16 protein-coding genes are annotated in these 14,544 nt (G+C 66.3%); 8 read left to right on the forward strand and 8 right to left on the reverse strand.

Going from position 1 to position 14,544, the window contains the following annotated elements; all coding sequences use genetic code 11:
- Window positions 1-14 precede the first annotated feature (14 nt).
- Together C8K14_RS16995 and smpB are read right to left on the reverse strand one after the other, a co-directional pair.
- A complete protein-coding gene (locus tag C8K14_RS16995) occupies window positions 15-560 on the reverse strand; it encodes a DUF2062 domain-containing protein (protein WP_199223767.1) in 546 nt (181 codons plus the stop codon).
- Between the two features lie 125 nt (window positions 561-685).
- Complete coding sequence (gene smpB, locus C8K14_RS17000; protein WP_107717820.1) at window positions 686-1,168, reverse strand: SsrA-binding protein SmpB; 483 nt, start codon at window positions 1,166-1,168, stop codon at window positions 686-688.
- Window positions 1,169-1,381: 213 nt separating this feature from the next.
- Here smpB and C8K14_RS17005 point away from each other — a divergent pair, with 213 nt between their 5' ends.
- From C8K14_RS17005 to C8K14_RS17015, 3 genes are all read left to right on the forward strand, one after another.
- Entirely contained in the window at window positions 1,382-2,524 is a 1,143-nt protein-coding gene (locus C8K14_RS17005; RefSeq protein WP_082209337.1) for a patatin-like phospholipase family protein, read from the forward strand.
- A gap of 73 nt (window positions 2,525-2,597) precedes the next feature.
- The gene (locus C8K14_RS17010) at window positions 2,598-3,380 is read left to right on the forward strand and encodes a 3-hydroxybutyrate dehydrogenase (protein ID WP_062781696.1); all 783 of its coding nucleotides are present in this window, start codon (window positions 2,598-2,600) and stop codon (window positions 3,378-3,380) included.
- Window positions 3,381-3,496: 116 nt separating this feature from the next.
- The gene (locus tag C8K14_RS17015; protein WP_107717822.1) at window positions 3,497-4,711 is read left to right on the forward strand and encodes an argininosuccinate synthase; all 1,215 of its coding nucleotides are present in this window, start codon (window positions 3,497-3,499) and stop codon (window positions 4,709-4,711) included.
- 54 nt (window positions 4,712-4,765) lie between these two features.
- Here C8K14_RS17015 and C8K14_RS17020 read toward each other — a convergent pair whose 3' ends face one another.
- The 4 genes from C8K14_RS17020 to C8K14_RS17025 form a co-directional block, all read right to left on the reverse strand.
- Window positions 4,766-5,458 (reverse strand): glutamine amidotransferase, encoded by a 693-nt coding sequence (locus C8K14_RS17020; RefSeq protein WP_107717824.1) that lies wholly within the window; start codon window positions 5,456-5,458, stop codon window positions 4,766-4,768.
- 87 nt (window positions 5,459-5,545) lie between these two features.
- Window positions 5,546-5,704 carry a hypothetical protein gene (locus C8K14_RS22690; protein ID WP_156306574.1) on the reverse strand — a complete coding sequence of 53 codons (159 nt, stop codon included), beginning with the start codon at window positions 5,702-5,704 and terminating at the stop codon, window positions 5,546-5,548.
- Between the two features lie 302 nt (window positions 5,705-6,006).
- Window positions 6,007-6,165 carry a hypothetical protein gene (locus tag C8K14_RS22915; RefSeq protein ID WP_022678438.1) on the reverse strand — a complete coding sequence of 53 codons (159 nt, stop codon included), beginning with the start codon at window positions 6,163-6,165 and terminating at the stop codon, window positions 6,007-6,009.
- 34 nt (window positions 6,166-6,199) lie between these two features.
- Window positions 6,200-7,792, reverse strand: a complete 1,593-nt coding sequence (locus C8K14_RS17025) for an isocitrate lyase (RefSeq protein WP_107717826.1) — start codon at window positions 7,790-7,792, stop codon at window positions 6,200-6,202.
- Between the two features lie 147 nt (window positions 7,793-7,939).
- Between C8K14_RS17025 and C8K14_RS17030 the strand changes: the two genes are divergently transcribed.
- From C8K14_RS17030 to C8K14_RS17050, 5 genes are all read left to right on the forward strand, one after another.
- Complete coding sequence (locus tag C8K14_RS17030) at window positions 7,940-9,346, forward strand: short-chain fatty acyl-CoA regulator family protein (RefSeq protein ID WP_107717827.1); 1,407 nt, start codon at window positions 7,940-7,942, stop codon at window positions 9,344-9,346.
- Between the two features lie 209 nt (window positions 9,347-9,555).
- Window positions 9,556-10,065, forward strand: coding sequence for a GNAT family N-acetyltransferase (locus C8K14_RS17035; protein WP_054131932.1), 510 nt, complete (start codon window positions 9,556-9,558; stop codon window positions 10,063-10,065).
- Window positions 10,066-10,088: 23 nt separating this feature from the next.
- Window positions 10,089-10,676: a DUF1285 domain-containing protein gene (locus tag C8K14_RS17040; protein ID WP_107717951.1), complete on the forward strand. Its 588-nt coding sequence runs from the start codon at window positions 10,089-10,091 to the stop codon at window positions 10,674-10,676.
- Window positions 10,673-11,281 carry a CoA pyrophosphatase gene (locus tag C8K14_RS17045; protein ID WP_107717829.1) on the forward strand — a complete coding sequence of 203 codons (609 nt, stop codon included), beginning with the start codon at window positions 10,673-10,675 and terminating at the stop codon, window positions 11,279-11,281. The genes C8K14_RS17040 and C8K14_RS17045 overlap by 4 nt, the downstream gene beginning before the upstream one ends.
- Window positions 11,278-12,465, forward strand: coding sequence for a CCA tRNA nucleotidyltransferase (locus C8K14_RS17050; RefSeq protein WP_107717831.1), 1,188 nt, complete (start codon window positions 11,278-11,280; stop codon window positions 12,463-12,465). Before C8K14_RS17045 ends, C8K14_RS17050 begins: the two co-directional genes overlap by 4 nt.
- 115 nt (window positions 12,466-12,580) lie before the next feature.
- Here the strand turns inward: C8K14_RS17050 and cobU are convergent, their stop codons facing one another.
- Together cobU and C8K14_RS17060 are read right to left on the reverse strand one after the other, a co-directional pair.
- The gene (gene cobU, locus C8K14_RS17055; protein ID WP_107717833.1) at window positions 12,581-13,087 is read right to left on the reverse strand and encodes a bifunctional adenosylcobinamide kinase/adenosylcobinamide-phosphate guanylyltransferase; all 507 of its coding nucleotides are present in this window, start codon (window positions 13,085-13,087) and stop codon (window positions 12,581-12,583) included.
- Complete coding sequence (locus tag C8K14_RS17060; protein WP_107717953.1) at window positions 13,080-14,543, reverse strand: cobyric acid synthase; 1,464 nt, start codon at window positions 14,541-14,543, stop codon at window positions 13,080-13,082. The genes cobU and C8K14_RS17060 overlap by 8 nt, the downstream gene beginning before the upstream one ends.
- Between the last annotated feature and the right edge of the window lies 1 nt (window position 14,544).

Here is a 14,544-nt window from a genome sequence, read left to right on the forward strand (position 1 = left end):
GCCGCCCGCCCCCTTTATTGCTCCACCCGCATCGCCAGGCGCGTGCGCCGCTTGTGCACCGTCCACCAGCGCCAGGCAAATGCAGCGATGACATAGCCCAGCGCGGCGGCCACCACCGAGATCACGAACAACCCGAAAATCAACGCCGGGGCCGCATCCGACAGCAGCCAGCCGGTCCATTCCGCCACGCTGGCGCCGCGTTCGAACAGGGCCATGAACGTGGCGACATCGGCGTGAAAGCCGAACCAGTTGCCTAGCGCCAGCGAGGCAGCGATGAACAGTGGCGTTGTCGCCGGATTGGACAGGAACGTCATCCCCGCCGCGATCGGAACGTTGCCCCGGAATGGCAGGCACATCGCCGCAGCGCCGGCGATCTGCACCCCGGGGATCATCGCAAAGATGCCGACGAGCAGCCCGATCGCCACGCCGCGCGGCACCGAGCGCCGGGTAAAGCGCCACAGCTCGGCCCGCGCTGCCAGTCGCCCGGTCAGGCGGTTGCGCTCCATCTGCTCGCGCGTGGGCATGGAAGAGCGGACCATCGCGGCAATCTTCTGGCGCATTGAAACGGCGATTCCCAAGGAGTGGTGGCGCATAGCCGGTGAGACCGTGTCCGGCCGGAAGTGCCACAATGCATCTGTTCAGCTTGCCAAGCGATGAAGCCGAACGTGCATCTGGCCCGGCACCATCAGCTGTGTTCGCGCATGATCCGCGCCTTGTCGCGCTGCCAATCGCGCTCCTTGATCGTAGCGCGCTTGTCGGCCGCGTTCTTGCCCTTGGCCAGGGCGAGTTCCACCTTGGCCCGGCCGCGTCCGTTGAAATAGATCGACAGGGGCACCAGTGTCATGCCCTTGCGCTCCACCGCGCCGTGGAACTTGGCGATCTCGCGTTCCTTGAGCAGCAGCTTGCGCGGGCGCTTGGGCTCGTGGTTGAAGCGGTTGCCGTGGCTGAATTCGGGCACGTTGGAATTGACCAGCCACACCTCGCCGTTCTTCACCTCGGCATAGGATTCGGCGATCGATCCCTCGCCAAAGCGGAGCGATTTCACTTCGGTGCCGGTGAGCGCGATCCCCGCCTCGTACACGTCTTCGACGAAATACTCGAACCGCGCGCGGCGGTTTTCGGCGACGATCTTCTTCTTGTCGAATGCGAGGGGTGTGGGTCTTGCCATGATGCCTGCCCATGTAGGGTGGTATTGCCGGCATGGAAAGCGCCAGAGCATGCGGAATTTGCAAGTGGCTCTCCGATAATCGGCACACTGCGGTGGGAACCGCTCTTGCCAGTTTCACGTTGGCGCCACACACTCGCTTCATAGTGCAGTGCACAAGCCGGCATCATCCCCTCACTGGGTGCACGACAGGCCGGGTGCAGGACGGGAATGACCATGGCTGATGCCACGCGCGAAAGATGTGTTCTGGTGCTTCAGGGCGGCGGAGCGCTGGGCGCCTACCAGGCCGGCGTGTTCGAGGCGCTGGCCAGCAATGGCTATAGCCCCGATTGGGTGGCCGGCATTTCGATCGGTGCGGTCAACGCCGCGCTGATTGCCGGCAATCCGCCCGAACGCCGGGTGCGCAACCTGCGCGCGTTCTGGGAACAGGCCAGCTCGCGCATTCCGTTCAAATCGCCGTTCGCCGATGGCTGGGGACGCCGCCTGTTCAACGAATGGGCCGCAGCATCCGTGGCGCTGACCGGCATTCCCGGCTTTTTCACCCCGCGCACTACGCCATCGTGGCTGGCCCTGCCCGGATCGCCGGAATCGATCAGCCTTTATGATACCAGCCCCTTGCGCAAAACGCTGCTGGAACTGGTGGATTTCGATCTGATCAACAGTGGCAAGGTGCGTTTCAGCGTGGGCGCGGTCAACGTGCTCAACGGCAACTTCGCCTATTTCGACAACCGCGACCGCCTGATCGAGCCTGAGCACATCATGGCTAGCGGCGCGCTGCCCCCCGGCTTTCCGCCGGTGATGATCGATGGCGATCCCTATTGGGACGGGGGCCTGGTTTCCAATACCCCGCTGCAATTCGTGCTGGACGAGCGCGCGCGCGAGGCTGACCGCCACGATCCGGCCCGCGCCCAGGCGGCGCGCGATCCCGTGCTGGTATTTCAGGTCGATCTGTTTTCCGCCCACGGCATGATGCCGCGCAGCCTGGCCGAGACAGCGCAGCGCGAGAAGGACATCCGCTTTTCCAGCCGCACCCGGCTCAACACCGACATGCAGAAGCGGATCGAAGCCCTTGAGGCAGCCGCCGCACGCCTTGCTGAACGGCTGCCGCCCGAATTTGCCGACGATGCCGACCTCGCCACGTTGACCGCCCACGCCCAGGACGGGCCGGTAACGATCCTGCACCTGATCAACCGCAGCGAGGATTATGAAACGCAGAACAAGGACTATGAGTTTTCGCGCATGACCGCGACCGGCCACTGGGAAAACGGCCGGCGCGATGTCGAGCGCTCGTTTGCCAGCCCGCGCTGGAAAAACCGCAAGCGGCCACAGCGCGGCATCGTCACGCTCGATCTGGCCTGATCCACCCGATTTTTACGCTTCCTGCTTGGGGACCGACCACGGCCCATGGCCAAACACCCTGGAGAGTGAAACCATGAATCTCGACAACAAGATCGCCATCGTCACCGGTGCTGCCAGCGGGATCGGCTTGGCCATTGCCAAGCGCTATGCCGCCGCCGGTGGCCGCGTGGCGATTGCCGATCTCAAGCTCGACGCGGCGCAGGCTGCGGCCGATGGCATCAATGCCGATCACCCCGGCGCCGCCATGGCCGTGGAAATGGACGTGACCAGCGAAGACCAGGTCAACGCCGGCGTGGCCAAGGTGGTGGACGCGTGGGGTGGCGTGGACATTCTGGTGTCGAACGCGGGTATCCAGATCGTCAACCCGGTGGAAAACTTCGCCTTTGCCGACTGGAAAAAGATGCTGGCGATCCATCTCGATGGCGCCTTCCTGACGAGCAAGGCCGTGTTGCCGCACATGTATGCCAAGGGCAGCGGCGCAATCCTGTTCATGGGCTCGGTCCATTCCAAGGAAGCCTCGCCGCTCAAGAGCGCCTATGTCACGGCCAAGCACGGCCTTGAGGGCCTGGCGCGCACCATCGCCAAGGAAGGCGGCAAGAAGGGCGTGCGCAGCAACCTGATCTGCCCCGGATTCGTGCGCACGCCTTTGGTGGACAAGCAGATTCCAGAGCAGGCCAAGGAGCTGGGCATCAGCGAGGACGAGGTGATCAAGAACGTCATGCTCGGCCAGACGGTGGACGGCGAATTTACCACGGTGGACGATATCGCCGAAGTGGCGCTGTTCTTTGCCGCATTCCCGACCAACGCGCTCACCGGCCAGTCGCTGGTGGCCAGCCACGGCTGGTTCATGAACTGATGTATCGCGGCGGCGGGGGCGAAATCCCCCGTTTGCCTTGCGATCTGCCCCCCTCCCTGTTAGGCGCGCCCCGTCTTTTGGTTGTCGCGTCTTTCAGTTTGAGGAGTGCCCCGCCCATGTCCGAGATCAAGCGTGTCGTCCTGGCCTATTCGGGCGGGCTCGATACCTCCGTCATCCTCAAGTGGCTCCAGGTGGAATACGGCTGCGAGGTCGTGACCTTCACGGCCGACTTGGGCCAGGGCGAGGAACTCGAACCGGCCCGCGCCAAGGCCGAACTGATGGGCGTCAAGCCCGAGCACATCTACATCGACGACCTGCGCGAGGAATTCGTGCGCGATTTCGTTTTCCCGATGATGCGCGCCAATGCCCGCTATGAAGGCGATTACCTGCTCGGCACCTCGATCGCGCGGCCGCTGATTTCCAAGCGCCTGATCGAGATCGCCCGCGAAACCGGGGCAGACGCCGTGGCCCATGGCGCCACCGGCAAGGGCAACGACCAGGTGCGGTTCGAGCTTTCGGCCTATGCGCTGGAGCCGGGCATCAAGGTGATCGCGCCGTGGCGCGAATGGGATCTGACCAGCCGCACCGCGCTGATCGCCTGGGCTGAAAAGCACCAGATTCCAGTGCCCAAGGACAAGCGCGGCGAAAGCCCGTTCTCGACCGATGCCAACCTGCTGCACACCTCGTCGGAAGGCAAGGTGCTGGAAGACCCGTGGCAGGAAGTGCCCGACTATGTCTATTCGCGCACGGTCAACCCGGAAGACGCGCCAGACGTGCCGGAATACATCACCATCGATTTCACCAAGGGCGATGGCGTGGCGCTCAATGGCGAGGCGATGAGCCCCGCCAGCCTGCTCACCGCACTCAACGACCTGGGCCGCAAGCACGGCATCGGCCGCCTCGATCTGGTGGAAAACCGCTTCGTCGGCATGAAGAGCCGCGGCATGTATGAAACCCCGGGCGGCACGATCTATGCGGTGGCGCATCGCGGCATCGAATCGATTACGCTCGATCGCGGCGCGGCTCACCTCAAGGACGAGTTGATGCCCAAGTATGCCGAGCTGATCTACAACGGCTTCTGGTTCTCGCCCGAGCGCGAGATGCTCCAGGCCGCGATCGACCACAGCCAGGCCAAGGTCAACGGCACCGTCCGCCTCAAGCTGTACAAGGGCCTGGCCTCGGTCGTCGGTCGCCAGTCGCCCGACAGCCTCTATTCCGAACGCCATGTGACGTTCGAAGACGATGCCGGCGCATACGACCAGAAGGACGCGGCCGGCTTCATCAAGCTCAACGCGCTGCGCCTGCGCCTGCTCGCGCAGCAGGGCCGCTAAAGCCAGAACCAAGGCAGGCGGCGGGGCCATCGTGCCCCGCGCCTGCCGGACGGCTTAGGCCAGGCCAGCCAGCCATTCCCCGATCATCGCCCGCCCTGCCTGCACCGCGCCGGGGCCGTGGGCATCATGGGCGCGGCGCAACGTGGCCTGGGTATGGCCAGCAGCGGCCACATCATTGGGCGATTGCGCCAGCCACGCGTCAAAGCGCGGGTCCTCGCCCATCTCGGCATGGAATTGCAGCGCCAGCAGATTGCGCCCCCGGCGAAACGCCTGGTGCGGATAGACATGGCTTGAGGCCAGGAGTTCAGCATGCGGCGGCAGGGTGAACGTGTCGCCATGCCAGTGCAGCACCGGCACGCCGGCAACATGGCGCAGCGGGCTGTCGGCCACATGCACCTGCACGGGATGAAATCCCACCTCGCGCGCATGGCCGCGATAGACATCGGCCCCCAACGCCGCCGCGATCATCTGCGCGCCAAAGCATACGCCCAGCGTCGGCCGGTCTGCTGCCAGGCGCAGCGCCAAGCGGCGCATCTGGCAGCGGATCCAGGGATGCTCGATCTGGTCATAGATGCCCATCGGCCCGCCCATCATGATCAGCAGATCAGGCTCGCACAGGTCGAGCGACGGAAACGCCGGATCGCACACATCGATGCGGTCAACATCGTAACCGGCATGCTCGATCGGCTGGCGATAGCCGGCCACCCCTTCGTAGGGCACGTGGCGGATGATGAGCGCGGACTTCATGGGGCCTTATCGTGATCAATCGGTTGCAGGCCGGCAAGCAGGCCCATGCGGTTTTCTACAGCCGCGTGGCTGAACATAAGGCAGCATTCAAAGGCCCAGCCGGCGAAAGAATTCTTCCGCCGTGCTGGGCCGCTCGCCATCCGGCCGCGCCAGCCCCAGCGTGCCCCACGAAGGATGGGGCAGCGGTGCATTGGCGCGGAGGGGGGCCGGACGGCGGGAAATCGGGCGGGCGTTCAAACGGGACATCGTCGCATTCTCCTTTTCACAGGGCCGAACACGAACCTGGCCACATGGCCTCGCTTTCGTGCGCTTTAGCTGTTGGTGACGCGGAGCAAGCTGGCAGGATCAAAAGCCGCGACCGGACGGAGCCGATGCACCTTCTCTACCGTTTCAGTTGATAAAGGTCATTCGAGAAAAGCTGAAGGCCACCAAAGATTTCCTTGAGCACCCAAGAAGAAGGCCCGCCGTGCGCCGCTGTGGCGCCCGACGGGCCAGCCTTTCCTCCCCAGGAAAAGCGAAGTCGTGGTCTTCCTCGTGTCAGCGCGGGCTCAACGGCCCATGGCGCTGCCGAGGCGATGATAGAGATGCGAGAACTTCACCGATTCGGGCTTGTCCTCGATAGCCTTGAGGTAGTGCAGCACAGCCTCGCGGATCAGCTTGAAGTCCTCAGTCGAGAGGACTGCACGGGCACGGGCAGGTTCAGCCATTGTCCTTCTCCTTGGATTATATTCGCGGCTCGGCTCAAGCCGCGAACTGGTTCATGGTGTTGTGTGCGCCGCCAGCCTTGAGCGCGGCGTCGCGGGCAAAGTATTCCTTGTGATCGTCGCCGATGTCCGAACCCGCCATGGCCTGGTGCTTGACGCAGGCAATGCCCTGGCGGATTTCCTGGCGCTGCACGCCCTTGACGTAGCCCAGCATGCCCGCCTCGCCGAAGTATTCCTTGGCCAGGTTGTCGGTGCTGAGCGCGGCCGTGTGATAAGTCGGCAGCGTGATCAGGTGGTGGAAGATGCCGGCTTCGCGGGCGGCATCGCGCTGGAAGGTGCGGATGCGCTCGTCGGCCTCTGCCGCCAATTCGGTTTCGTCATAGTCCACGCTCATCAGCCGCGCCCGGTCAAAGCCGCTCACGTCCTTGCCTTCCGCGGCCCAGGCATCGAACACCTGCTGGCGGAAATTGAGCGTCCAGTTGAAGCTGGGCGAGTTGTTGTAAACCAGCTTGGCATTGGGGATCACCTCGCGGATGCGCGAGACCATCCCGCCGATCTGGCCGATGTGCGGCTTTTCGGTTTCGATCCACAAAAGGTCAGCGCCGTTCTGCAGGCTGGTGATGCAATCCAGCACGCAGCGATCCTCGCCGGTTCCAGGGCGGAACTGATAGAGGTTCGACGGCAGGCGCTTGGGCTTCATCAGTTGCCCATCGCGGGTGATCAGCACGTCGCCATGGCCGATCTTGGCCGGATCGACCGGCTCGCAGTCGAGGAAGGCGTTATACTGGTCGCCAATGTCGCCAGCCTCGCGGGTGAAGGCGATCTGCTTGGTCAGGCCAGCACCGAGCGAGTCGGTACGGGCGACGATCACGCCATCGTCCACGCCCAGTTCGAGGAACGCATAGCGCACCGCACGGATCTTCGCGATGAAGTCTTCATGCGGCACGGTGACCTTGCCGTCCTGGTGGCCGCACTGCTTTTCATCGGAAACCTGGTTTTCGATCTGGATGCAGCAGGCGCCCGCCTCGATGAACTTCTTGGCCAGCAGATAGGTTGCCTCGGCATTGCCGAACCCGGCGTCGATATCGGCAACGATCGGCACGATGTGCGTTTCGTAGGTGTCGATATCGTGCTGGATCTTGGCGGCCTTGACCTGGTCACCGGCATTGCGCGCGGCATCCAGATCGCGGAACAGCTGGTTCAACTCGCGCGCATCGGCCTGGCGCAGGAAGGTGTAGAGTTCCTCGATCAGCGCGGCAACGCTGGTCTTTTCGTGCATCGACTGGTCGGGCAGCGGGCCGAACTCGCTGCGCAGCGCCGCAACCATCCAGCCCGACAGGTAAAGGTAGCGGCCCTTGGTGGTGCCGAAATGCTTCTTGATGGAAATCATCTTCTGCTGGCCGATGAAGCCGTGCCAGCACCCCAGCGACTGGGTGTAGTTGGCCGGATCGGCATCATAGGCAGCCATGTCGCGGCGCATGATGCCGGCAGTGTAGCGCGCGATGTCGAGCCCGGTGCGGAAGCGGTTCTGCAGGCGCATGCGCGCCACGCTTTCGGCGGCAATGCCATCCCAGTGGGTGTTCGGCGTGATCGTGCGATCTGCCTCGATGATCGATTGCTGGTACGTCATGGCATGTGCCCCTTCCGCTATACGATGGTGTTTCGTTGCACCCGGAATAGGTCGGCATGATGCACTGCGGAATGTGCTGCGGGGTCTTGTTGTCAAACTTTACAGGTTTCGCTTGTAAAGTTGTGCAGGCATGACAAGAATGGCGCCATGGCCCGCCCTGCAGCTCCTTCCCGCCCGCTTTACCTTGGCCCCCGCATCAAGCGCCTGCGCCGCGAACTGGGGCTGACACAACAGGCCATGGCCGAGGACATGGGCGTTTCGCCCAGCTACATCGCGCTGATCGAGCGCAACCAGCGCCCGCTGACCGCCGACCTGCTGCTGCGCCTGGCCGCGACCTATCGGCTCGACATGGCCGACCTCGCCGCGCAGGACCGCGACGATCACGCCCGCCGCCTGGCCGAGGCGCTGCGCGATCCGCTGTTTGCCGAGATCGACCTGCCCGCGCTGGAAGTGGCAGACCTTGCCAGCAGCTTTCCCGGCATGACCGAGGCGATGCTGCGCCTGCACGGCGCCTATGCCCGCGCCGGCCAGGCCCTGGCCGAAGGACGCGAGGCGGCTGGCGCTGCCCCGGCTGCCGATCCGGTGGGTGAGGCGCGGCGCTTCCTGGCCGCGCGCGGGCACTGGTTTGCAGGCATTGAAACCCGCGCGGAGGCACTGAGCGCTGAGATCGAGACGGCCGGCGGTGGCGCCGAATGGCTGCGCCGCAATGGCCTGCGCGTGCGTGCCATGCCGGCCAGCGTGATGATGGGTGCCCTGGCGCGCTATGACCGGCACAACGAACAGCTGCTGCTCGACGAATGCCTGGGCCCCCAGCGCCGCGCATGGCAGATCGCGCTGCACATCGCCTATACCAGCCTACGCCCCGATATTGCCGCGATCGTGCGCGGGGAAAGCTTTGCCAGCGCAACGGCGGCGCAACTGGTCCGCCGCGCCTTGGCCGAACTGGGCGCAGCGGCCGTGCTCATGCCCTATGACCGCTTTGCCCGCGCTGCCCAGGCGCAGGGCTATGACGTGCAGGGCCTGGCCGATCTGTTCGGCGTGGAATGGCAGCAGGCCGCGTTGCGCCTGGCCACGCTGACCAAGCCGGGCCAGGAAGGTGTGCCATTCTTCCTGGTGGAACTCGATAGCGCCGGCAACGTGGTCCGGCGCATCGATGGCGCGGGCTTTTCCTTTGCCGCGCAGGGCGGCGGCTGCCCGCTGTGGAGCCTGCACCAAGCCTTTGCCCGTCCTGGCGAGGTGCTGACGCAGTGGCTGGAAATGCCCCATGGCGACCGCTTCTTTTCGATGGCGCGCACGATCGATACGCCCGCCGGCCCCGGCCTGCCGCCAGTGCGCCGCGCCATGGCGCTGGTCTGCCCGGCCCAGGCCGCCCCGCGCCTGGCGGCGGCGCGCGGCGTCGATCCGCAAACCGCCGTTACAACACCGGTGGGTGTAACTTGCCGCCTGTGCCAGCGCGCGGAATGCCCGGCCCGCGCCCAGCCCCCGCTGGGCCGCGAAATCCTGCCCGACGATTATCGCCGCGCGGCCGTGCCCTACGTTTTCAGCGAAAGCTGAGCAGCGAACCAACAATAGCCTCATCCTCTTCAGAGGAGGGGGTTGGGGGTGGTGGAACGCTGACCCGGCGCGCGTGGCATCCACCACCCCCCAGCCCCCTCCTCTGAAGAGGATGGGGAGCACGTCCCTTCCCACCCCCAATCGTTTGACCCCCCGCCCCCCGGCCGCTATCGGCCCGGCACGTTTCACGATTCCCAAGGCGCCTGTTCTTGTCCACGATCATTCCCCTGGCCGATGTCGATCCGCAACTGGTTGAAGAGCTGCTCGATGCCGCGTTCGAGCCGGAGCGGCGCCAGCGCACCGCCTATCGCCTGCGCGAGGGGATCGATTGCCTGCCCGGCCTGTCGTTTGCCGCGCTGGACGATGAAGACATGCTGGCCGGCACGATCCAGTGCTGGCCCGTGGCGCTGACCACGCCCGAGGGGCGCCGTGTGCCGATGATCATGGTTGGCCCGGTGGCCGTCATGCCCGGCCAGCAGGGGCGCGGCTATGGCAAGGCGCTGGTCACGGCCAGCCTGACCGCGATCGATCCACGGGCGCCGCTGCCGCAGGTGATGATCGGCGATCCGGAATACTACGAACGCTTTTTCGGCTTCAGCAACGCGCACACCGCTGGCTGGCAATTGCCCGGGCCATTTGATCAGCATCGCCTGCTGTGCCGCACGGCCAACCCTGCCGTCCTTCCGGGCGAAGGCATGCTGGGGCCTTGGCGGGGCTGATCAAGTCTGGCAGGGCTCATGCCGTGCCTTACGAACCTCCCCCCGAACTGGCCGGCCTTTCGCTCAGCGAAATCGCCGCGCTCGCGCAAAGCCGCCGCCTGCCCCCGCTCGATCAGTGGAACCCTGCGCACAGCGGGGAAAGCCACATGCGCATCACTGCCGATGGCGGTTGGCTGCATGAAGGCAGCCCGATCACCCGCCCGGCGATGGTCCGCGCCTTTGCCTCGCTGCTGCTGCGTGACGCGGACGGCCAGCACTGGCTGGTCACCCCGCACGAGCGGCTGGCCATCGCGGTGGACGATGCTGCGCTGGTCGCCATCGACATGGAAGTGCGCCACGATCCGACCAATGGCCAGGCCGTGCTGGCATTCCGCCTCAACACCGATGACGTGGTGCTGTGCGGTCCCGATCACCCCCTGCGCGTGGCCGGCACGGCAGAGCTGCCGGCGTTCTACCTGGCGGTGCGCCACGGGATCGAGGCGCGCCTCAACCGCAGCACCTATGGCCAGCTGATCGCCCACGCGCTGGAGGTTTCGCCCGCCGCCGACCAGCCGCACGGCCTGATGGTGGAAAGCCGGGGCGCACGTTTTCCGCTGGTTCCGGCGCCATGAACACGGCGCTGTTCGACCGTCTGTCCGCGCTGCACCGCACCGGGCATGAAGGGCCGGCACCCGATCTGATCGCCGATTGGCGCGTGGTGCCCGATGGCCTGCGCCCGGCCGCCGTGCTGATCGCCGTAACCGACCGCGTCGATCATCCTGATGGCCCGGGCGTGCTGTTGATCCATCGCCCCAGCCACATGCGCGCCCATCCCGGCCAGGCCGCCTTTCCCGGCGGCAAGATAGAACCGGGCGAAACCCCGGTAGAGGCGGCCCTGCGCGAGGCGAACGAGGAACTGGGCATCGATCCGGCCATGGTGCGCGTGATTGGCCCGACCGATCGCTATCGCACCGGCACGGGGTATGACATTACCCCGGTTCTCGCCGTGGTGCCGCCCGACCTGCCGCTGCAACCCAACCCGGCCGAGGTGGCCGGCTGGTTCGAACCGCCGCTGTCGCTGCTGCTGGATCGACGCGGCCACGACTGGATCGAGGCGGAATGGAACGGCCGGCGCGGCCGCACGATCGAAATCCTGTGGCAAGGGCACCGCATCTGGGGCGTGACCGCCGCGATCATCGCCAACCTTGCCAAGCGCATGCAATGGCCCGACGCATGAACACCACCATCCTGCCCCCTGCCCCGTGGACCACGCGCGAAGACCTGGCCGGCCTGGTTGCGGCGCTCGATCCCGACGGCGCGGGCCTGTGCCGCTATGTCGGCGGTGCCGTGCGCGACACGCTGCTGGGCCTCGATGTCAAAGACATCGACATGGCCACCCCGCACCTGCCTGAGGAAACACAGGCGCTGCTGAAAGCCGCCGGCATCCGCCAGGTGCCCACTGGCCTCGCCCATGGCACGATTACTGCCGTGCTGCCCGGCGGCCCGGTGGAGATCACCACGCTGCGGCGCGACGTGTCGACCGATGGGCGCCATGCCACTGTCGCCTTTTCCCGCGAATGGCAGGAAGACGCCGCGCGGCGCGATTTCACCATCAACGCGCTCTACGCCGATCCGCGCACCCTGGAAGTGAGCGACTATTTCGACGGGCTGGATGATCTGGCCAGCCGCACGCTGCGCTTCATCGGCGCGGCAGACCAGCGCATCCGCGAGGATTACTTGCGCATCCTGCGCTATTTCCGCTTTCAGGCGCGGTTCGGCTCGCTGCCGGCCGATCCTGCGGCCGAGGCGGCTTGCGCGGCGCTGGCGCCGGGGATGAAGGGCCTGTCGCGCGAACGCGTGGCCAGCGAATTGCTCGGCCTGCTTGCACTGCCCGATCCGGCCGCGACGGTGGCGCGCATGGCGCAGCTGGGCGTGCTGGCGCAAGTCTTGCCCGAGGCCGACCCGGCCGCCCTGCCCGCCTTGATCGCCGCAGAGGCAAAGGCGGGCCAGGCCCCCGATGCCCTGCGCCGTATGGCCGCGCTGCTGCCCGCCGATCCGCCGGTGGTGGAACAGGTCGCCGCGCGGCTGCGCCTCTCGATCGCGCAGCGCAAGCGCCTGGTCGCCGCCGCCGCGCGCAGCCCGCTCGATGCACTGCGCCCGCCACGCGCGATGGCCTATGAACTGGGCCGGGACGAGGCGATCGACCGCCTGCTGCTGGCAGGACGCGATATTGCCGATCTGACTGGCTGGGCCGTGCCACGCCTGCCGCTCAAGGGCGGGCAGATCGTGGCACGCGGCGTCGGCGCCGGGCCAGACGTGGCACGCACCCTGCGCGCGGTAGAGGCACGCTGGGTGGCCGAAGGCTTTCCCGACGAAGCGCGCGTGATGCAACTGCTCGACGAAGAGCTGGCCAAAAACTGACCTCTTTCTCCCCATCCTCTTCAGAGGAGGGGGTCGGGGGGTGGTGCGAGGACTGGCGCAAGGTTTCCACCACCCCCAACCCCCTCCTCTGAAGAGGATGGAGCTTTTTTCCATTCTATTTCAACTTCAACGGTAGCCCAGCGCAGACCAGCACGGCCTCGTCGCACACCGCCGCCATGCGCTGGTTTGCCCAGCCCGCCTCGTCGCGAAAGCGCCGCGCCAAGGCATTGTCGGGCACGATGCCCTGGCCCACTTCATTGCTGACCAGGATGACCAGGCCCGCCGCCCCGGCCACGGCCTGGCCGAGATCGTCGAGCGCGGCGGCCATGTGGCGTTCGGCCAGCATGAGGTTGCTGAGCCACAGCGTCAGACAATCGACCAGCAGCACGCGATCGGGCGCGGCATGGGCAGCGATCGCATGGGGCAGGTCGAGCGGCGCATCGACGGTTTGCCAGCGAGCATCGCGCTCTGCCTGGTGGCGGGCGATACGCACGGTCATTTCCGCGTCAAAGGCCTGGGCCGTGGCGATGTAGCGCGGCGCCAGGCCGCTATCCTCGGCACGCTGCTGGGCATAGCGGCTCTTGCCCGATCGCGCCCCGCCGATCACGAACAGACTAGGCATCGCCAGCCTCGCGCGTCAGGGCCAAGAGGCCGTCGATATCGAGATGCTGTTCCAACCGGGCGGCAATCGCATCGAGTGCGGCGTCGACCACCGCAGAATGGTTTGCCCCATCGGATACTCCACCGATCCAGCCGAGCAGCGCACCACGCAGCGCCGGCCCGCCAAGCGCGCCATGGACATAGCTGCCCATGACCTGCCCGCCCGCGTCAATCGCGCCATCGGGCCTGTCACCATCGAGCAGAGCAAAGGGCCGCGCGCAATCGGGGCCTTCGGTATGGCCCATGTGCATCTCGAACCCGGCAAACGCCTGGCCCAGCGCCCGCCCCGCCACCTGGCGCAGCGCCTTGTGCGCGGTGAGCACGGTGGCCACGTCGAGCAGGCCCAGCCCGGGCATTTCGCCCGCTGGCCCCTCGATCCCATGGGGATCGGCCACGGTCTTGCCCAGCATCTGGTATCCGCCACAAATGCCCAGGACGCGCCCGCCACGGCGGTGATGGGCGAGGATATCGATGTCCCAGCCTTGCGCACGCAATGCAGCGAGGTCGGCCAGCGTGGCCTTCGATCCCGGCAGCACGATCAGCGCGCAATCGGGCGGGATCGGCTGGCCCGGCGGCACCATCACCAGTTCCACCCCGCTTTCGCCTTTCAGCGGATCGAGATCATCGAAATTGGCAATGCGCGGCAGGATCGGGCAGGCAATCCGCAGCGCGCCCGCGCGCAACGGGGCATGGCGTTCCAGCACCACGGCGTCTTCGCTCGGCAGGCGCGCGCTTTCGGCCAGCCAGGGCACCACGCCAAAGCCGCGCCATCCCGAAAGCGCGGCAATCTGCTGATAGCCATCGGCAAAGAGCGCGGGATCGCCTCGGAACTTGTTGATGACAAAGCCCCGGATCATGGCCGCGTCAGCCGGATCGAGCACGGCCCGCGTACCCACCAGCGCGGCGATCACCCCGCCCCGGTCGATGTCGCCCACCAGCACCACCGGCACCCGCGCCGCACGGGCAAAGCCCATGTTGGCAATATCGCCGGCGCGCAGGTTGATTTCCGCTGGCGAGCCTGCCCCTTCCACCACCACCACATCGGCCTGCGCGCGCAACCGCTGCCAACTGGCCATGACATCGGGCAGCAGCGCGGCGCGGCCCATGCGAAAATTGCCGCCACCCAGCGTGCCCCGCACCCGGCCATGCACCACCAGTTGCGAGGTGTGATCAGCCTGCGGCTTGAGCAGCACCGGGTTCATGTCGGTATGCGCCGGAGCGCGGCAAGCCAGCGCCTGCAGCGCCTGCGCCCGGCCGATTTCCCCGCCATCGCTGGTGACAGCGGCGTTGTTCGACATGTTCTGCGGCTTGAACGGCAAGACGCGCAGGCCCCGGTTGGCGAGCGCGCGGCACAGCCCTGCCACCAGCACCGATTTGCCCACGTCAGACCCGGTGCCCTGCACCATCAATGCGCCCATC

Source organism: Novosphingobium sp. GV079, assembly GCF_003058045.1.
Taxonomy (GTDB): Bacteria; Pseudomonadota; Alphaproteobacteria; order Sphingomonadales; family Sphingomonadaceae; genus Novosphingobium; species Novosphingobium capsulatum.